The sequence below is a fragment of the Cellulosimicrobium composti genome, assembly GCF_009711085.1.
In the GTDB taxonomy this organism is placed as follows: Bacteria; Actinomycetota; Actinomycetes; order Actinomycetales; family Cellulomonadaceae; genus Cellulosimicrobium; species Cellulosimicrobium composti.
In genome coordinates, this window is the sequence record NZ_WMKA01000035.1 from 1 (window position 1) to 18,384 (window position 18,384).

Genomic DNA, 18,384 nt, shown 5'->3' on the forward strand with positions numbered 1-18,384 from the left:
GCCAACCGCTCCGCAGGAGCGATCACGACCTCCATCACAGCACCTTTCGACGGCCGACGAGGGCAGCACCCACGGCGGCGACAGGGACGTCGGCGGGGGCCAGCGAGACCCGCTCCGCCAGACGCAACGAGGACAGGAACGGGGAGCTGCTCGACTGCGCGTCGAGCGCCTCGCGCACGGCGTCGAGGAGCGGCTGCCCCAGGGCGGACACACCGCCGCCGAGGACGACGTGTCGCACGTCGACCGTCAGCTCGAGGATCCGGACCGCGGACGCCACCGCGTCCGCGAACTCCGCCTTGACCCGGACGGCCTCCGGGTCACCGGCCGCGGCGGCCTCGAAGAGCTCCGCCGGGGCGGGCCGGCCGTGCCGCGCGGGCCACCGCGCCGACAGCGCGGAGCCGGACGCGTACACCTCGACGCACCCGCGCTGGCCGCACGCGCACGGCGGGCCCTGCGGGTCGATCGGGATGTGCCCGATCTCCCCCGCCGCACCGCTCACGCCGCGGCGCAGCTCGCCGCCGAGGACGATGCCCGCCGCGAGACCGGTGCCGAGCGCGAGGAACGCGAGGTCCGCGCCGTCGCCACCGCGCAGGTGGGACGCGCCGAGCGCGGCGACGTTGAGGTCGTTGTCGACCCGTACCGGCACCCCGCCGAGCTCCTCGGACAGCGCGTCGGCGAGCGCGAAGCGGCCTCCCTCGATGCCGAGGTTGACGGCGTGCGTCACCGAGCCGTCGTCCGGGTCTACGAGGCCGGGCACGCCGACACCGACGCCGTCGACGTCGGCGGCGTCGACGCCCGCGCGCCGCAGGACCTCGCGCACCGCGCGCGCGGCGCTCGCCACGACGCCCTGCGGACCGCGCACCGTCGGCAGGCGCAGCGACTCGTGCACGGCGCCGTCCGGGCCCAGGTACGCGGCGAGCACCTTGGTGCCGCCGATGTCGAGGCCGACCGCGCTCCCCGGCCCCGAGGGCAGGGGGTCGCGATGCGACGTCGCGCCGGGGCCGGGGCGTCCGGCCAGGGCTGCGGCTGCCTCGCCGTGCGGCGAGGCAGCCGTGCTCAGGTCGCTCACGTCAGCCCTTCACCGCACCCGAGACGAGACCGCCGGTCATCCGACCCTGGACGATGAGGAAGAAGATCACCACGGGGATCGCGATGAGCACCGCTCCCGCCATGACCGCCCCCCAGTTGGTCGCCTGCGTCGCCTGGAGGAACGTGCGCAGCCAGACCGGCAGCGTCATCGAGTCCGGGCGCGACATGATGATGAGCGCCATGACGAACTCGTTCCAGGCCTGGATGAACGCGAACACGCCCGTCGCGACGAGGCCCGGCGCGAGCAGCGGGAACGTGATCTTCCAGAACGCCTTGCCCCGCGAGCAGCCGTCGATCATGGCCGCCTCCTCGAGCTCGGCCGGGACGCCGTTGACGAACCCGCGCAGCGTCCAGATCGTGAAGGGCAGCACGCCGGAGACGTAGACGATCCCGAGGCCGATGATGGTGTTCAGCAGCTGCCAGCCGTCGATGATCCGGAAGATCGAGATCATCATGGCCTCGCCGGGGATCATCTGGACCACGAGGATCGCGAGGATGAACGCGCGCCGGCCCTTGAACCGGAACCGCGTGACCGCGAGCGAGGCGAGGAAGCCGAGCAGCATCGCCACGAGGAGCGTGAACAGCGTGACCGCCAGCGAGTTGCCGAGGGCGGGCAGGAACGCCGCGCGGTCCTCGCTGAGGATGGCGCTCTCGTAGTTGCGGAGCGTGAACGTCTCCGGCGTCGGGAAGTAGTGCAGCTCGCTGCCCCGGATGAGGTTCGCCGGGAGGAACGAGGTGTTGATCATCCAGTACACGGGGAATGCGGACCCGACGAAGACGACGATCGCGAGGATCGCGTAGACGATGTTCGCCGCCTTCTTGCGCCGCGTCTCCCGGCTCTTGCGCACCGCCGGCTTCGCCGCGCTCGGCGAGGCGTGCCGGACGGCCGCCACGGGGGTCGTGGAGATGGTGCTCACAGTTCTTCCTCCCGAACCGTCTGGCGCACGTAGTAGAAGGAGATCGCGAGCATGATGAAGACGAAGATCACCGAGATGGCGCCGGCGAGACCGTAGTGCCCCTGCGCCATGCCCATCTGGTAGATGTACACGCCGATCGTGTTCGTCTGCTCCCGGATCCCGCCGATGTCCTGCAGGGCGTAGATCTGCGTGAAGACGCGCAGGTCCCAGATGATGGACAGCACGACGAGCACCGTGATGATGCTGCGCACGTACGGGACCATGATGAGCCGGAAGCGCTTGACCGGGCCGGCGCCGTCGAGCTGCGCAGCCTCGAGCACCTCGCCCGGGATCTGCGTCAGGCCGGCGTACATGGTGAACGCCACGAACGGGACGGCGCCCCACACGATGATGATCGTCGCGACGGTGAAGAACAGCAGCGGGTTGATGAGCCAGGCGTGGCCCAGCCAGTTCTCGCCGGTGATCTTCGTCAGGAGGTTGTTGACGACGCCGTAGTCGGAGTCGAAGATCCAGCCCCACACGACGGTGCCGGCGAGCGCCGGCATCGCCCACGCGAGGAGCAGGCCGATCGAGACGAGCAGGCGGAAGCCCTTGCCGAGCCGCATCATGAGCAGGGCGACGAGGGTGCCGATGAGCATCGTCAGGGCGACGCAGACGACCATGAAGAGGAAGCTGCGCAGCAGCACGGTCCAGAAGCCGTCGACGTCCGTGAGGACCTGGGCGTAGTTGTCGAAGCCGACCCACTCGGCGGGCTGGCCCATGAGCTGGGCCCGCTCGTACTTCTGGAACGACATGACGACGAGCCGGACGATGGGGTATCCGACCAGGACCCCCAGGACGACGAGGCTGGGGAGCAGGAGCGTCCAGGGCAGGACCGGCGGACGCCGCTTCTTGGGGGGCCGCACCGCGGCGCCGGAGCGCTCGGTGCGGGGTTCGAGGGTGGTTGAGCTCATTTCCTCACTCCGTCTGTGGTGCGCGGTGGTGCGCAGGAGACGTGCCGACGGCCCGTCACGGGGAGGGGTGGGGTCCCCGAGGAGACCCCACCCCTGACGGCTCGAGCCACCGGTGGCGCCCGGCTCCGGGCCGGGCGCCACCGGACGGGCTCAGCTGTTGAGGATCTCCTCGATCTTCGCGTCGAGCTCCGCCGCGACGGTCTTCACGTCGTCGCCGTTGGCGATCTTGGTGAAGGCGCTCTGGAGCACGTTCTGCGCCTCGACGTCGGCCCACTTGGGCGACGCGGGGGTGAGGCGCGTGTTCGCCGCGGCCGCGACACCGGCCTGGGCGATCGGGTTGTCCTGCGGGACGGCGCTCGCGAGCGAGACCTTGGCCGGGATGAGGCCGTTCTCGGCAAGGATCGTCTGGTACTCGTCGCTCATCATGATCTCGAACGCCTTGAACGCGAGCTCCGGGTTGTTCGACTTCTGCGCGACGGCGATGTTCGAGCCACCGGCGAAGACCTGCGCCGTGGTGCCGGCCTCCTTGCCCGGGAGCGGGAACGCCGTGAGGTCGCCGCCGTAGGTCGACGCGCAGCCGGGGACGCCATCCGGCGTCTCGGGCTCCTCGGGGGCGTTGATGGACCACTGGATCCACGTCGGCGCCGAGAGGAACGCGACCTTGCCCTCGCAGAACGGCACCTGGAGGTCGGTCTCCTGGCCGTCCTTCGGCGCGAGCGACGCGTTCGTCATGAGGTCCTGGACCTGCGCGAGGCCGGCGAGGCCGCCCTCGCTCGAGAAGCCGCCCTCCCACTCGCCCGCGTCGTTCTGCTCGGCGATGAAGCCGCCGTTCTCCCAGATGAACGGGAGCGCGTTGTACCAGTCCTGGCCGGGCCAGTACACGCCCGAGCGGCTGTCGGTCTTGAGCGACTTGCCGAGCTCGACGTACTCGTCGAGGGTCGCCGGGACGGTGATGTCCGAGCCGATGGCCGACGGCGAGTAGAACACGGCGCGCGAGCCCGCGTAGTACGGCAGCGCGTAGTGCTTCTCGTCCCAGTCGCCGGCCTCGACGAAGCCCTGGAGCAGGTCGTCGCCGCCGAGGGACTGGAACTCCTCCTCCGTGATCTCACGGAAGAAGCCCGCGGACGTGAACGCCGGGGACTGCGTGTTGCCGACCTCGACGACGTCCGGGCTGTCGGAGCCGGAGAGCGACGTCGTGAGCTTGTCGACGAGGCCGGTCCAGGACTGCTCCTCGATCGTGAGGGTGCTGCCCGGGTTCTCCTCCTCGAACGTCGTCTTGAGGTACTCGCGAGCGGCGTCGGGCGTGTCCGAGCCGTTGAGCCAGACGCGGATGTCGCCGGTGGCGGCCTCGCCCTCGCCGGAGCCGTTGTCGTTGCCGCCGGTGCTGCAGGCGGTGAGCGCGAGTGCCAGGGTGATCGTGGACGCCACGGACGTGGCGACGAGGCGGTTCCTCTTCACTGGGTGCTTCCTCTCGGTGTTTCTTGGTGGCGGCGTCGGTGACGCCACCGGAGGTGTGGCAGGAGTCCTGCGTAATCGAGATCGTGCAGGGGTACTGCGTCCTGGGGGTACTGCACTGGGGGTCCCAGGGGGTTCGTGGGGGCAGGGCGCGAGCCGTGCCCGGTCGGGCTGCGGGGTCAGTGCGAGCGTCGTCGGCTCATGAGACTCCCAGCTGTCCGGACAGGACGAGGACGGCGGCCCCAGCGAGGACGACGTCTTCGTCGAGCGTCGCCATCCGCACCTGGAGCCCGCTGCCGATGACCGGCATCGTGCGCGCGCGGATGGTCTCGAACGCCGCCTCGCGCAGGGGCCCGTCGAGCAGGTCCGCCGGACCGCTGATGAGCACCTCCGCGAGGTTGAGCGCGCTGACGACAGGCGCGAGGGCGATGCCCAGCGTCCTGCCCACCGACGCCAGGACGGCGTCGGAAGCCTCGGTGTCGAGCCCGTCGGTCGCACGGCGCAGGGCCGGGACGGACAGGACGGTCTCCAGGCAGCCGCGGCGCCCGCAGGCGCACGGCTCGCCGTCGTCGACGACGGTGACGTGGCCGAGCTCGCCGGCCGCGTCCGCGTGCCCCCGCACGCGCGCGCCGTCGACCATGATGCCGGCGCCCACGCCCTCGCCCACGGTGAGCACGAGCAGTCCGTCGCCCGCCGCTCCGCCGAAGGTGAACTCGCCGAGCGCGGCGATGTTCGCGTCGTTCGCGACGTGCACGGCGAGCCCGAGCCGCTCGGTGAGCTGCGCGGCGAGCGGCACGTCGTACCAGCGGCGGTTGGGCGCCTCGATGACGCGGCCGTCGGCGTCGACGACGCCCGGCGAGCCGATCCCGACGCCGATCACCGGCTGGGTCGCGGACGCGATGAGCCCGCGGCAGAAGCGCGTGAGGAGGTCGACGAGCTCGGTGCCGGTGCGACCGTCGACCGTGAGGCTCTGCCGCACGACGAAGTCGCCGGTGAGCGTGAGGACGGCGCCACGCAGCACCTCGTCGTCCGTGAGGTCGACGGACACGATCTGGTACGCGCTCGTGCGCATCCCGACGAGGATCGCGGGCTTGCCGACGCGCTGCCCGGGGCGCACGCCGAGCTCCTCGACGAGGCCCTCCGCGATGAGCACGGAGACGAGGTCGGAGATCGTCACGCGGGTCAGCGACGTGGCGCGCGCGAGGTCGGCGCGCGACGTCGGCCCCTCGTGGAAGAGGTGCTGCAGCACGAGGGACCGGTTGTGGGCCCGAGCGTGCTCGGGCAGCACCTTCGAGGTCGGCCTGAGCCCTGTGCTCAGGCGCCTCCTCGGTGCGCCGGTCCCGGTGACTGCCGTTGTCATGTTTGTTAGTAGACTGCCTTTACTAAGTGCGTGTCAACTTCCGTCGGGCTTCGTGATCGAAACGTTGCCGTCCGGCCCGGCGCGCGGGACCTCGGTCCCGACGCGGCCCACCCGGCGCAGCCCGGCCTGCCCTGACCTCAGCGGGCGTCGATCCAACCGCGCGCGCCGGCGTGCTCGACCGAGCGCGACGCGACCCGGACGGCGTGCTCGAGCGCGGCGCGCCACGACGCCCCGGTCGCGACCCGCGCCGCGAACGCGCCGTGGACCACGTCGCCCGCCCCGAGCGTGTCCACGACCCGCGCGGGCCCGGGGACCGCGATCTCGTACCGCTCCCCCGCCTCGAGGACCTCGACGGCCCGCGGCCCGCGGGTCCGCGCGACGAAGCGCGGGCCGAGCGCCGCGAGGGCGTCGAGCACGCCCTCCTCCCCGACGCCCGGCGGGCGGAGGTCGGCCGACGCGACGACGGCGTCGCACAGGCCGATCATCTCGGCCGCGTCGGGCTTCCACGAGCCCGCGTCGAGCACGACGGCGGCGCCCCGCTCGCGCGCCCGCCGCGCCACCGCGAGGGCGAGCCCCGGCAGGTGTCCGTCGAGCAGCACGACGTCGCCCGGGCCGGCGTCGTCGAGGAACGCTGCGGCGTCGGGCAGGCCGGTCCCCCGGGTGCCGACGGCGAGGTCGCCGAACCCGGACGCGTTGGTGCTCACGACCGCGCGCTCGCCCGTCGCGCGCGTGACGAGCACGGTCGAGACGGCGGGCTGGCCCGCGCCCGGGTCGTCGCCCGCGACGTCGACGAGGTCGACCCCGCTCGTCGCGAGCTCGCGCCGCACGACGTCGGCGAGCGGCCCACCGCCCACCGCCGTGACGAGCGTCGTGGGGACGCCGAGCGCGACGGCGGTCGCGGCGGCGTTGGCGGCCGGGCCGCCGAACGTCGCGGAGAGGGACCGCGCGACGACCTTCTCGTCGGGCGCGGGGAGGGCGTCGACGACCTGGACGACGTCGAGGGTCACGAGTCCGCAGCACACCAGCACGCGCCCATCCTGCCGTGGCGACGCCGTCCACCGGCGTCGCGCTGCGGTTGTGTCACGGCCAGTTCACAAGACGGTCACGATGTCCGGATGCGTGTCCGGTTCGTGCGCTTGGCCCCCTACTCTCGCAGCATGCGGACCACTCGCCCCCTCGCCGTCGTCGCGTCCCTCCTGCTGGGCGGGGCGCTCCTGGCGGGCTGCTCCGCGGCCCCGGACGGCGCGGCGTCCTTCGCGGGCGACAGCGGCGGGGGCGTCACGGCGCACAGCGAGGCCGGCGCGGCCGACGAGGCGTCGTCGGGCATCGCGCCCGCGTCCGAGGACGCGGCGTCGCAGGGCGACCGGGAGGTGGTCACGACCGGCTCCGTGACGGTCGTCGCCGACGACCCGGCCACGGCCGCCGAGCAGGTCGCGGAGCTCGCGGAGAGCGCGGGCGGCCGCGTGGAGAGCCGGCGCCAGTCGGAGCCCGACGGCGACGCGCGGGCGAGCGCGGAGCTGACGGTCCGCGTCCCGGCTGCGCAGACCACGGCGACGGTCGACGCGCTCGAGCAGGTCGGCGACGTCCGGGACCTGTCGATCGAGGCGGTCGACGTCACGGGGACGGCGCGCGACCTCGACGCCCGCGTGGCGGCGCTCACCACGTCGGTCGAGCGGCTGCGCACCCTCATGGGCGACGCGGCCTCGACCGAGGACCTGCTCGCGGCCGAGCAGGAGCTCACGACGCGGCAGGCCGAGCTCGAGTCGCTCCAGTCCCAGCGCGCGGCGCTCACGGACCAGGTGACGATGTCGACGCTGCACGTCTCGGTCGTGCAGGTCGCCGTGACGGAGAAGCTCGCCCCGGGCGGCTTCCTCGGCGGACTGCAGAACGGCTGGAACGCGCTGCTCGCCACGCTCAACGGGCTCGTCGTCGTCCTCGGCGCGCTGCTGCCGTGGCTCGTCGTCGCGGGCGTCGTGCTGCTCGTCGTGCGCTGGGTGCTGCGCCGCGTCCGGCGCCGCGCGCAGGACGGGGGCACGCCGCCCGCGCCCGGGACCGACGGACACGGGCCCGAGGACGGCCCCGGCACGCCGTCGGCCGACCGCGAGCCCGTCGGGGCGTCCACGCGTGAGTGAGCGCGTGCCCGGCGCGGGCACCGCGGGCCGGGTCGCCCGGCTGTGGTCCGACGACGCGCCCCGCACCGCGACGCCGGCCGGGCACCTCGTCACGCGCGAGTGCGTGCACTGGGACACCGTCGGCCCGCACTCGTCGCCGCACCACGTCAACCCGCAGGCGCGGGTGCAGTGGCGGGTGCACCTCGACGGGACGGACGCCGCGGACGACGTCTACTGCGACGACCCGGGGGCGCCGGTCCTGGCGGCCGGCGACGCGACGGAGATCGTCGTACGGGGGCAACGCCTGCGGGTCGAGTGGCTCGACGGCGACGACGCGGCGGCCGCGTGGGAGCGGCACGGCTGGTGACGTGGGCCGCCCCACGAGGGCGGGACGCACGGGTGCGGGGACGACGACGGCCCGCACCCGGGAGGGGTGCGGGCCGTGGCCGCAGGGGTGGAGGTGCGGGGAATCGAACCCCGGTCCGGTGACGCCGATCGAGGACTTCTCCGGGCGCAGTCTGCTGTCGTTTTTCTCGGCCCCCGCACTCACGCAGACAAGGTGCGGACGGGCTCAGTCACCTGAAAGTCCCCGTAGCCCCGGTGACGAGGACTACGAGCAGTGGCTCTCTAGATGACGCCAGGATCCGAGTCGAGAGCTAGCTCGGGCTGACGGACTTCGGGGCTCGCTCAGGCGGCGAGGGCGAAGTCGGTGCGCTTGTTATCGGCACCTGTGGTTCGCAGACATCGTTAACGAGATAAGCCTGCATCCTCGGCCCGCTTCTCCTCGAAGCACGACCACCGTCGAAACCGATCACCCCCTGTGGAGTTGTCAACCACTGCGGGTTCCCGGGCGGACCCGTTCCCCGCGCAGCAGGACAAGCCTACGGGATGAACGCCCGAGGTCGCACCGGAATTCCCGGTACGGCGACGGCGCGTCGCGGGCGCGCGAGCCGGTTACCTACCGCGGGTCAGCGAGTCGACGAGCAGGCCGCCCGCGATCCCGAGGAGGAACACGTCCTTGGCGAGCCCCGTGCCCTGCTCGGTCGGGCGCACGCCGTCCTCGCGCGTCATCCCCGGCGTCTTGAGGTACATGCCCACGAGGCCCGCGGAGAACACGCCGAGGCCGAGCGCGACGAGGCCGGTGGGGACGAACGGCACGACGAGCGCGGTGCCGAGCGCGATCTCGGCCGTGGACAGCGCCTTGGTGAACTGCTTCGGCTCGACGTCCTCGAGGAACGAGTACGTCCCCGCCGCCATCCCGTGGATGCCCTGCGCGGTCGCGTCGTCCGCGCCGCGCTTGCTCAGGCCGGAGTTGAGGATGTACGCACCCGCCGCGAGGCGCGGGACGTACTGGCGGAGCTTGACCATGGGGCCTCCTGGTTCGCGGTCGTCGTCTCGCCCTCGACCGTACGTCGGGGGCGCCGCGGTCACCAGCGGGTGGGTCCGGCGTCGGGCACAGGACCGCGTGCGGGACGCCCCGCGCGGCGTCAGCGCAGCTCGCGCTGCCGCATGGCGCGCTGCGCCTCGCGGTTGTCCTGCTTCTCGCGCAGCGCCTGCCGCTTGTCGTACTCCTTCTTGCCGCGCGCGAGCGCGATCTCGACCTTCGCGCGGCCGTCGAGGAAGTACAGCGCGAGCGGCACGATCGTGTGCCCCTTCTCGCGCGACTTCGACTCCAGGCGCAGGATCTCCTCCTTGTGCAGGAGCAGCTTGCGTTTGCGGCGCGGGGCGTGGTTGTTCCACGTGCCCTCGGTGTACTCGGGGATGTGGACGTTCTCGAGCCACGCCTCCCCGTGGTCGACGGCGACGTACCCGTCGACGAGCGACGCGCGCCCCATGCGCAGCGCCTTGACCTCGGTCCCGGACAGGACGATCCCCGCCTCGTACACGTCCTCGATGACGTAGTCGTGCCGTGCCTTGCGGTTGCTGGCGACGACCTTGCGGCCGGTCTCCTTCGCCATCCGTGTCCTACCGTCCTTCGCTGTCCGTGCCGGGGCCCGTGCTGCCGGGCCGTCGGCGTGTCCGCGCGGCCTGGCCGTCGCGCCGGCGCCCCAGGCTACGGGTCCCCGACGACGACCGGGTACCGATTATCCCCTGCGCGAACCACTCGGGAGCGCCGCGGCGGGCGCCGGTGGTTCCCCGCACGGGCACGCGACGGTCAGGGCAGGCGCGACATCGGGTTGACGGTGGACCCGTTGACGTAGACCTCGAAGTGCAGGTGGCACGCGCCCGAGAGCCCGGTGTTGCCCGAGTAGCCGACGATGTCGCCCTTGTTGACCCGCTGCCCGCCCGAGACGGCGAAGCTCGTCAGGTGGTTGTAGCTCGTCATGAGGCTCTGCCCGCCGACCACGCCGTGGTTGACGAGCACCTGGTTGCCGAACCCGCCGCGACGCTGGGCGTGCACCACCGTGCCGGACGCGGCCGCCATGATCGGCGTCCCGCAGTAGGCGCGGAAGTCGGTCCCGGCGTGCAGGCGCCAGATCCCGAGGACGGGGTGCAGGCGCATGCCGTAGCTCGACGTCACGTAGGGCACCGCGGTGGGGTACGACAGCGTCGTGCCGCTCGACGGGGGCGGCGGCGCGGGCTTGCTGCCGCCACCACCGCCACCGCCGCCACCACCGCCACCGCCGCTGTTCTGCTGCTGCTGCTGACGACGGCGCTCGGCCTCCTCCGCGGCCTTGCGGTCACGCTCCGCCTGCTCGGCGATGATCGTCTTGAGCTCGGCCTCGAGGGCCGCCTGGTCGCGCGCGTTCTGCTCGATCTGCTCCTGCGCGGCCGCCTTGCGCTCCTCGATCGTGGCCTTCTTCGCCTGCTGGTCGGCGATGAGCTGCTCGACCTCCGCCTTGCGGTCGGCCGCCGCCTTGCGCGCGGCCTCGGCGGCGACGACGTTCTCGTCCGCCTGCTTCTTGAGGTCGGCGATCGTCTCGCGGACCGCCTGCAGGCGCGCCTCGCGGTTGCGTGCGACGGACTCGGCCTCGAGCAGCTCCTGGAGCGACCGGGACTGGCTGCGCGCCGCCGTCGACGAGACCGCGTACTCCTCGATGAACTGCTCGGTGCTCTCGGCGCCCGTGACGATGCCGAGGCTCGAGACGTCGCCCTGGCCGCGGTACGCCTGGCGCGCCATCTCCGCGATGCTCGACCGCGCGTCGGCCACCTCGGTCGCCCCGCGCTCGATCTCGGCGCTGATCGCCGCCTCCTGCCCGAGGGCGTCCTCGAGGCGCTGCGCGAGGAGCTCCGCCTCGCGCTGGGTCCGCTCGACCTCGGCCTCGGCCGCCTCGAGCTCGGCCTGCGCGACGGGCAGTCGCGCCTCGATGGCCTGGAGGTCGATGACCGCCTGGGCGAGCTCGGCGTCGGTGTCCTCGAGCTCGGACTGGAGCTCCTCGCGGTTGCCGAGGATCTCCGACTGGCGGCGCTCGGCGGCGGCCCGACGGTCGTCGATGTCGTCGGCGGACGCCGAGGCGACGCTCCCGACGAGGAGCAGGGTCGTGGCGAGGAGTGCCGCGGTCGCGCGGCGCAGGTCGCGGGTCATCTCACACCCTCGTGTGGCGGTTGAGCGTGACGACCGAGGAGACGGCCGCCAGGAGGAACGCGATGCCGACGAGCACGGGCGCGATGCGCAGCACGTCCGCCTCGTCGACGTAGGCCACCCACGTCACGGACTGCGACAACCAGTCGGTGACGAGGTACTTCACCCCCACCCAGAGCCCGCCCACGGCGAGCAGCGCGCCGAGCACGGCGGCGATCGCCCCCTCGAGGAGGAACGGGAGCTGGATGAAGAGGTTCGACGCGCCGACGAGCCGCATGATGCCCGTCTCGCGCCGCCGGCTCAGGGCCGAGAGCCGGATCGTCGTCGTGATGAGCAGGACCGCGGCGAGCAGCATGACGGCCGCGAGACCCGCGGCGAGCAGCGACGCGCGGTTGAGCGCGAGGAACAGCGAGTCGAAGATGCGGCGCTGGTCCTCGACGACCTCGACGCCGGCCCGCCCGGTCACGACGTCGTTGACGACCTCGTAGTTCTCGGGGTTGGTCAGCTTGAGCCGGAACGACGCCTGCATGTCGTCGACCGTGAGCTGCGTGCCGAGGTAGCCGTCGGGGTAGCGCTCGGTGAAGGCCTCGAACGCGTCGTCCTTGGACTCAAAGTACACGGTCTGGATCTCGTCGGCGAGCTCGGTCTCGAACACGTCCTCGAGCGCGGCGATCTGCTCGGGCGTGGCCTCCCCGGCGGCGCACGTCGGCGACGGCGAGCCTTGCGGGCACAGGAAGACCGACACCTCGACCTTGTCGTACCAGTCGTCCTTGAGCTTGCCGATCTGGGCCTGCAGGAGCATGGACGCGCCGACGAAGGTCAGCGACACGAACGTCACGAGGACGACCGAGACGGTCATCGAGACGTTGCGGCGCAGGCCCTGGCCGAGCTCCGCGAGGATGAACTGGAGGCGCACGCCGCTCACTCCCCCGCCGTGGCCGGGGCGTGACGACGCACGGAGCGCCGCCGCGGCAGGGGCGTGTCGTCGGGCGCGGGCTCGGCCGGCGCAGGTGCCTGCTCGGCGCGGACGGGGCGCGGGACGACCGTCGTCGGGGCGGACTCGGGTGCCGTGCCCGCGGGGTCGGGGATGACCTGGCCGCGCGCGCCGTAGGAGCCGTGTGCCTGGTCGCGCACGAGCGTGCCCGTCTCGAGCTCGATGACGCGGCGGCGCATCTGGTTGACGATCTCCTCGTCGTGCGTCGCCATGACGACCGTCGTGCCGGTGCGATTGATGCGGTCGAGCAGGCGCATGATGCCGAGCGACGTCGTGGGGTCGAGGTTCCCGGTCGGCTCGTCCGCGAGCAGGATCGGCGGTCGGTTGACCATCGCGCGCGCGATCGCCACGCGCTGCTGCTCACCGCCGGAGAGCTCGTGCGGGCGACGCTTCTCCTTGCCCGCGAGCCCGACCATCTCGAGCGTCTCGGGCACGGTGATGGCGATCGTGTGACGCGGCTTGCCGATCACCTGAAGCGCGAACGCGACGTTCTCGAACACGGTCTTGTTGGGCAGCAGGCGGAAGTCCTGGAAGACGACCCCGATCTGGCGCCGCAGCTTCGGCACGTTCCAGCTCGAGAGCGACCCGAGGTCGCGGCCGGCGACGAACACCTTGCCCTTGGTGGGGCGCTCCTCGCGCAGGACGAGGTGCAGGCACGTGGACTTGCCGGACCCCGACGCACCGACGAGGAACACGAACTCGCCGCGCCGGACCTCCAGCGACACGTCGTCGACGGCCGGTCTCGCGCCGCGCGCGTAGACCTTGGTGACGTTCTCGAAGCGGATCACAGCGGCACGTTCCTCGGGTCGGGGGTCGATCCGTGGACGAACGAGGTTCGTCGCACGATCCCGAGGGTAGGCACGCGATCCGGGCCCGGCGGGGCGGACACGCCGCGCCCGGGCGCATCGATCCGTTGCCCGGATCAATCGCTCCGGGCGGCGCCGGGCGGGTCAGGCGTCCTTCTGCACCCCGCGGCGCCAGCGGATCCCGGCCTCGATGAAGTCGTCGATGTCGCCGTCGAACACGGCCGACGGGTTGCCGACCTCGTGCTCGGTGCGCAGGTCCTTGACCATCTGGTACGGCTGCAGCACGTACGAGCGCATCTGGTCGCCCCAGCTCGCCTTGATGTCGCCCGCGAGCTCCTTCTTCTTCGCGTTCTCCTCCTCCTGGCGCACGAGCAGCAGGCGGGACTGGAGGACGCGCAGGGCGGCGGCGCGGTTCTGGATCTGCGACTTCTCGTTCTGCATCGACACGACGATGCCGGTGGGGATGTGCGTCATGCGCACCGCGGAGTCCGTCGTGTTGACGGACTGGCCGCCGGGGCCCGAGGACCGGAACACGTCGACCTTGATCTCCGACTCGGGGATCTCGATCGAGTCGGTCTGCTCGATGAGCGGGATGACCTCGACCGCCGCGAAGGACGTCTGGCGGCGGCCCTGGTTGTCGAACGGCGAGATGCGCACGAGGCGGTGCGTGCCGGCCTCGACGGACAGGTGGCCGAACGCGTACGGCGCCTTGACCTCGAACGTGGCCGACTTGAGCCCGGCCTCCTCCGCGTACGAGGTGTCGAGGACGGTGGTCGGGTAGCCGTGGCGCTCGGCCCAGCGCAGGTACATGCGCAGCAGCATCTCGGCGAAGTCGGCCGCGTCCACGCCGCCGGCGCCCGCACGGATCGTCACGACGGCCTCGCGCGCGTCGTACTCGCCGGCGAGCAGCGTGCGGACCTCGAGCTGGTCGAGGTCCTTGCGGATGGCGGCGACCTCGTTCTCGGCCTCGACGAGCGTGTCCTCGTCGTCCATCTCCTGGCCCATCTCGACCAGGGTCTCGACGTCGTCGATGCGCTGGCCGAGCTTCTTCACCCGGTCGAGCTCGGACTGCGCCGCGGACAGGGCGGACGTCACCTTCTGCGCCGCCTCCGGGTCGTCCCACAGGTCGGGGGCCGACGCCTTCTCCGAGAGGTCCGCGATCTTCGCGCGCAGCTCCTCCGGGTCGCTCACGCTCTCGATGGACTCGAGCGTGCTGCGCAGCGCCTTGATCTCGGACGGAAAGTCGATGGTGGCCACGAGGTTCAAGGTTACGCGACCCGGCGCACCCTCCGCGTCGTCGGGCCCGGTCCGGGCCCGACGACGCGGTCGGCGGTCAGTCCTGCGGGTCGCCCGGCGTGCGGGTCCCGCCCGTGCCCGACGCCGCGGGCTCGGTCGCGGCGGCCTGCTGGCGGCCCTCGTCGCGCGCCTTGGCGAGCATCGCCTCGAGGCGCTGACGGCGGCGCCGGCGGTCGTCGCGGATGCCGATGACGAGCACGACGACGATCGCGACGAGCAGGAGCTGGGGCCACGGCACGGCCCACGTCGTGACCGTGACGGTCACGGGCTGCAGCGGCGCGTCCACCACGTCGTCGGCGACGGTCGTGGGCGTCACGGTGATGGTCGTGCTGACCGGGCCGAGCGGCCAGACGTCGTCGAACCCGACCTCGCTGCGCAGCGAGCCGCCGGGCAGGACCTCGCCGAGCGGCTCCGCCGTCGCGCCGTCGACCACGGCGCCGAACAGGGCGGACGTCGCGACCTGGCCCTCGGCGCCGAGCCGCACGTTGCCGTCGTTGGCGACGTCGTAGGAGACGGTGAGGTCGCCCGCGGCGAACGGGTTCCACGAGGGCGCGTAGGACGCCTTGACGTTCTCGACCGCGAGCACGGGCTGGACCTCGCCGGTGACGCGGGTCGTGACGCGGAAGCCGACGCGGCTCTCGACGCCCACGCTCGTGCCCTCGTCGCTCCCGGCGGTCGTGATGGACGCGGCGATGCCGGCCGGGTGGTCCCCGGGCGTCGCGTTCTCGGGGATCGTGATCGTGTACGGCACGACGACGGTCTCCTCCGGGCCGACGTCGACGGTCTCCTGGATGGTGAACCAGGTGCCCGCGTCCCTCGACTCCCGGTCGGACGGGAGCATGTTGAAGCGGCCGTTCGCGGTGAGGTACCCGTCGGCGGACTTGAGCGCGAACGTCGCGGGCGTCTTGCCGAAGTTCGTCACGGCGAGGTGGTCCTCGACCGTCTGGCCGGGGTCGACGGTGAGGTCGACCCAGCGCCGGCCGTCGGGGCCGTCGGCGTCCGCGGGCGTGACGCTCCAGGTGATCGTCTCCTCCGCGTCCCGGACCAGGCCGCTCGCGGGTGCCGGGCCCGCGGCGGCGGGCAGGGCGGGCGCGAGCGCGGCGACGGCGGCCGCCGCGACGGCGAGGAGCCGCCGCAGGCCGCGGGTGCGGGCGGCGCGCGGGCGGGTGCTCAGGTGTGATGCAGGGTTCACGCAGGTGCTCTCTCCGTACGACGGCGGGCCGCCCGCCTCGTCCGACCGAAACGTCGGACGAGGCGGAGCGGCCCGCCGTGGACTGCTCCGTCAGCGGCCGGTCGAGCCGGCCGCCGGGTCACGAGGGGCTGGTCAGCCGATGTCCTCGAAGAGGGACAGCGTGATGGTCGAGGAGTAGGCGCCGGCGGCGACGTCCTCACCCGTGCGGAGCGTGAGGTCCGCGTTCGCGGTCCACGAGCCCTCGGGGTTGACCTCGGTCGAGTCGAACGCCGAGACGAGGAGGTCCTGGTCCACGAGGCCGGGGCCGTTCTCGAGCTCGGGGTCGACGCCCTCGCCGGCCTCGACGAGGCCGCTGTCGCTGCCGCTCACGAGAGCCGGGGCCCAGCCCAGGTTCTCGGCGCCGATCGTGCCGGCCTCACCGGTGAAGTCCGAGGCGCTGCCCAGGACGTACCAGAACGAGCCCTCGGCGATCTGGTCGGCCGAACGCGTGTCGGTGACCGTGACCTCCGGCAGCGTGCCGGTGAACTCACGGGTCTCGGGGACGGTCGAGTCGACCTCGCTCAGCGTCGTGGAGCTGGAGGCCACGCTGAAGGCGAGGTTGCCCGGCTCGACGGTCGACTCGATCTCGACCGACACGTCGACGTTCGAGTCGTCGCCCACCTGGTCGGCGGAGGCAGCGGACGCGAGGGCGACCGTGCCGATGAGCATCGCACCGAGGGCACCCCCGGCGACGAGCTTCTTCGTTGCTCGTGCGTTCATGTTGTAGCTCTCCATCGTTGGAGTTGTTGTCGGACCGGATCACCATAGCGGCGAACCTGGGGTTTTCACAGGGTCAAGCCAGAAGTGGCCATCCAAAGTTAAGAAAGTGAACAAAGGCGCGGGAGCATGCTCGCGCGTCGTTGCGACCGTCCCTTCCTGGATGCTCGTCGTCGAACAGCAACAGGTGCTCACCACGCTCTGGCACGTGACTCTGCACGGATGATGATGCCATCACTCCAGGGCTGGGTCACCCAGCTGACCATCGCGGGTCGCGCGCGCGCCGCGAGGCTCACGGTCGCCGTCCGGCCGTCCGTGGTCGACGCGTCGGTCACCGTGACGCCGTGCAGCCCGGCGAGGGCCTCCGGGTTCCGCGCGAGGTAGTCCGTGACCTCCGCGCGCACCCCGCCGCTCGTGAGGGTGAGCACCGCGCCGTCGACCGGGTCCGTCGCGGCGCCGGTGTAGAAGGTCTCGTGCGTCATCGAGTCGGCCGCCGCGAGCGCGAGCGCGTCCGCGAGCTCGTAGAGGCGCTTGCGCTCCAGGTGCACCTCCGTCGCGCTCACGACGACGGTCACGAGCAGCAGCGCGAACGCGACGAACGCCGACGTGAGGAGCATGATCCGGCCGTCCTCGCGCCCTCCCCCGGCCGAGGGCGCGTCGTCCCGCGCGCCGGGCGCAAGTGCCTCGTGCCCGAGCACGTCGGGCACGAGCACGTCGGGCACGAGCACGTCGGGCACCTGCACGTCGGGCACGAGGCGCCGCGCGCCGCCTGCCGTCACGGTCGCCTCGCGGCGTACTCGTCGACCGAAGCGACGTGCTGCGCCTCGACCGGGACGGCGAGCGGCACGACGGCACGCGCGAACGAGGGGACGAGCGGCAGCGGCACGTCGAGGCGCACGCGCGCCGTCACCTCGCCGCCCGGCTCGAGGCACGGCGCGGTCGTGCACGCGATCGTCAGGCTCTCGCCGCCGGGCGTGAACCCCTGGTCGTCGAGCGCGAGCGCCACGGCCGCGGTCGCGAGCCGGGCGCCCTCCTCGGCCGAGCCGGCGGTGACGAACGCGCGCGCCGCCTCCCGGGACGCGCCCTCGACGGCGAACGTCCCGGCCTGGACGCGACCGACGGTGAGCACCAGGTACAGGACCGGCACGAGCAGGACGAGCGCGACCCCGAGGAACTCGACGACGGCGCTCCCCCGCTGCGTCCCGTCCGAGCCTCCGACGAGCCGTGCGAGCACCCGCACGACGGCGCGGTGCGTCCGGCGTGTCACGGTGCCTCCTCGAGCGCGTGCCCGTCGACCGTCAGCACGCCCGTCGGCCCGAGCAGCCCGACCACGGGCAGTGGGGCCGAGACCGTGACCTCGACGACCGGGAGGCCGTCGACGACGCTCTGGCGCACGGAGACGTCCTCGGCGTACCGCGGGGACAGCGCGGCACCGATCAGCGCGCGCGTCCGCGCCGCACCGTCCTGCGGCCCGCGGTCCGCCCGCCCGGCGACCCGCGCCCCCTCGGCCGCGCAGTCCACGAGGGTCGCGCGCACGTGCACCGCGAGCGCCACCTGGACCACTCCCAGGAACAGCACGAGCACGAGGACGGCGACGAGGGTGAAGTCGACGACGGCTGACCCGCGCTCCGGGTCGTCGCGCGTGAGGCCGGGACCGACGACCGTCACGTCAGGGCGCGCTGACACTCGAGATCGCGTTGCTGAACGCCTGCGTCAGCGCCGGACCCGCGACGGCCCACAGCGCGATGACCAGGCCCGCGGTCATGAGGGTGATGAGGACCCAGCCCGGGACGTCGCCCCGTTCCCGGTCGCCGTCGACGAGCCGCACCACCACCGCCCGGACCGTCCCGTGCGTGACCGCCCTCCACCGCGTCCACCCCTGCATCCCTGCCTCCTTCGTCCGTCGTCGTCGTTCGTCGTTGGTCGTCGTTC

At 72.6% G+C, this 18,384-nt stretch carries 20 protein-coding genes and 1 other RNA gene; 2 read left to right on the forward strand and 19 right to left on the reverse strand.

Translation table 11 applies throughout. The annotated features are described in order from the left end of the window. Nucleotides 1-34: 34 nt before the first annotated feature. The 6 genes from GJV82_RS13660 to GJV82_RS13685 all read right to left on the reverse strand — a co-directional run bounded on the left by GJV82_RS13660 (nucleotide 35) and on the right by GJV82_RS13685 (nucleotide 6,802). Nucleotides 35-1,069, reverse strand: coding sequence for an ROK family protein (locus GJV82_RS13660; RefSeq protein WP_318657647.1), 1,035 nt, complete (start codon nucleotides 1,067-1,069; stop codon nucleotides 35-37). Nucleotide 1,070: 1 nt separating this feature from the next. Beyond that, entirely contained in the window at nucleotides 1,071-2,006 is a 936-nt protein-coding gene (locus tag GJV82_RS13665) for a carbohydrate ABC transporter permease (RefSeq protein ID WP_024841997.1), read from the reverse strand. Next, complete coding sequence (locus GJV82_RS13670) at nucleotides 2,003-2,959, reverse strand: carbohydrate ABC transporter permease (RefSeq protein WP_024841998.1); 957 nt, start codon at nucleotides 2,957-2,959, stop codon at nucleotides 2,003-2,005. Before GJV82_RS13670 ends, GJV82_RS13665 begins: the two co-directional genes overlap by 4 nt. A 150-nt stretch (nucleotides 2,960-3,109) precedes the next feature. Continuing rightward, nucleotides 3,110-4,417: an extracellular solute-binding protein gene (locus tag GJV82_RS13675; RefSeq protein ID WP_318657648.1), complete on the reverse strand. Its 1,308-nt coding sequence runs from the start codon at nucleotides 4,415-4,417 to the stop codon at nucleotides 3,110-3,112. A gap of 196 nt (nucleotides 4,418-4,613) precedes the next feature. Next, nucleotides 4,614-5,774 carry an ROK family transcriptional regulator gene (locus GJV82_RS13680; RefSeq protein WP_024842000.1) on the reverse strand — a complete coding sequence of 387 codons (1,161 nt, stop codon included), beginning with the start codon at nucleotides 5,772-5,774 and terminating at the stop codon, nucleotides 4,614-4,616. A 137-nt stretch (nucleotides 5,775-5,911) separates the two neighbouring features. Beyond that, complete coding sequence (locus tag GJV82_RS13685) at nucleotides 5,912-6,802, reverse strand: PfkB family carbohydrate kinase (protein WP_318657649.1); 891 nt, start codon at nucleotides 6,800-6,802, stop codon at nucleotides 5,912-5,914. Between the two features lie 129 nt (nucleotides 6,803-6,931). Here GJV82_RS13685 and GJV82_RS13690 point away from each other — a divergent pair, with 129 nt between their 5' ends. After that, nucleotides 6,932-7,906, forward strand: coding sequence for a DUF4349 domain-containing protein (locus GJV82_RS13690; protein WP_196217254.1), 975 nt, complete (start codon nucleotides 6,932-6,934; stop codon nucleotides 7,904-7,906). Then, the gene (locus GJV82_RS13695; protein WP_155099608.1) at nucleotides 7,899-8,252 is read left to right on the forward strand and encodes a hypothetical protein; all 354 of its coding nucleotides are present in this window, start codon (nucleotides 7,899-7,901) and stop codon (nucleotides 8,250-8,252) included. The genes GJV82_RS13690 and GJV82_RS13695 overlap by 8 nt, the downstream gene beginning before the upstream one ends. Nucleotides 8,253-8,337: 85 nt before the next feature. Here GJV82_RS13695 and ssrA read toward each other — a convergent pair. The 13 genes from ssrA to GJV82_RS13760 form a co-directional block, all read right to left on the reverse strand. Beyond that, nucleotides 8,338-8,704: a transfer-messenger RNA gene (ssrA, locus tag GJV82_RS13700) on the reverse strand. A gap of 135 nt (nucleotides 8,705-8,839) precedes the next feature. Continuing rightward, nucleotides 8,840-9,253 carry a hypothetical protein gene (locus tag GJV82_RS13705; RefSeq protein WP_115942281.1) on the reverse strand — a complete coding sequence of 138 codons (414 nt, stop codon included), beginning with the start codon at nucleotides 9,251-9,253 and terminating at the stop codon, nucleotides 8,840-8,842. A 119-nt stretch (nucleotides 9,254-9,372) separates the two neighbouring features. After that, on the reverse strand, nucleotides 9,373-9,843 hold the full coding sequence (gene smpB, locus GJV82_RS13710; RefSeq protein ID WP_024842005.1) for an SsrA-binding protein SmpB: 471 nt from the start codon (nucleotides 9,841-9,843) through the stop codon (nucleotides 9,373-9,375). 197 nt (nucleotides 9,844-10,040) lie between these two features. Further along, nucleotides 10,041-11,411 carry a M23 family metallopeptidase gene (locus GJV82_RS13715; protein ID WP_155099609.1) on the reverse strand — a complete coding sequence of 457 codons (1,371 nt, stop codon included), beginning with the start codon at nucleotides 11,409-11,411 and terminating at the stop codon, nucleotides 10,041-10,043. Nucleotide 11,412: 1 nt separating this feature from the next. Continuing rightward, a complete protein-coding gene (gene ftsX / locus GJV82_RS13720; protein WP_024842007.1) occupies nucleotides 11,413-12,324 on the reverse strand; it encodes a permease-like cell division protein FtsX in 912 nt (303 codons plus the stop codon). Nucleotides 12,325-12,329: 5 nt separating this feature from the next. Continuing rightward, nucleotides 12,330-13,190, reverse strand: coding sequence for a cell division ATP-binding protein FtsE (gene ftsE / locus GJV82_RS13725; protein WP_115942279.1), 861 nt, complete (start codon nucleotides 13,188-13,190; stop codon nucleotides 12,330-12,332). A 162-nt stretch (nucleotides 13,191-13,352) separates the two neighbouring features. Next, nucleotides 13,353-14,465 carry a peptide chain release factor 2 gene (gene prfB / locus GJV82_RS13730; RefSeq protein ID WP_024842009.1) on the reverse strand — a complete coding sequence of 371 codons (1,113 nt, stop codon included), beginning with the start codon at nucleotides 14,463-14,465 and terminating at the stop codon, nucleotides 13,353-13,355. A 76-nt stretch (nucleotides 14,466-14,541) separates the two neighbouring features. Then, nucleotides 14,542-15,696: a DUF916 domain-containing protein gene (locus GJV82_RS13735; protein WP_225873355.1), complete on the reverse strand. Its 1,155-nt coding sequence runs from the start codon at nucleotides 15,694-15,696 to the stop codon at nucleotides 14,542-14,544. 132 nt (nucleotides 15,697-15,828) lie between these two features. Beyond that, complete coding sequence (locus GJV82_RS13740; RefSeq protein WP_155099612.1) at nucleotides 15,829-16,455, reverse strand: hypothetical protein; 627 nt, start codon at nucleotides 16,453-16,455, stop codon at nucleotides 15,829-15,831. Nucleotides 16,456-16,643: 188 nt separating this feature from the next. Continuing rightward, entirely contained in the window at nucleotides 16,644-17,231 is a 588-nt protein-coding gene (locus GJV82_RS13745) for a pilus assembly protein TadG-related protein (protein ID WP_318657650.1), read from the reverse strand. Further along, nucleotides 17,228-17,719 carry a pilus assembly protein gene (locus tag GJV82_RS13750; protein ID WP_318657651.1) on the reverse strand — a complete coding sequence of 164 codons (492 nt, stop codon included), beginning with the start codon at nucleotides 17,717-17,719 and terminating at the stop codon, nucleotides 17,228-17,230. The genes GJV82_RS13745 and GJV82_RS13750 overlap by 4 nt, the downstream gene beginning before the upstream one ends. Further along, complete coding sequence (locus tag GJV82_RS13755) at nucleotides 17,716-18,120, reverse strand: TadE/TadG family type IV pilus assembly protein (protein ID WP_318657659.1); 405 nt, start codon at nucleotides 18,118-18,120, stop codon at nucleotides 17,716-17,718. Before GJV82_RS13755 ends, GJV82_RS13750 begins: the two co-directional genes overlap by 4 nt. A 1-nt stretch (nucleotide 18,121) precedes the next feature. Further along, the gene (locus tag GJV82_RS13760) at nucleotides 18,122-18,337 is read right to left on the reverse strand and encodes a hypothetical protein (RefSeq protein ID WP_155099613.1); all 216 of its coding nucleotides are present in this window, start codon (nucleotides 18,335-18,337) and stop codon (nucleotides 18,122-18,124) included. Between the last annotated feature and the right edge of the window lie 47 nt (nucleotides 18,338-18,384).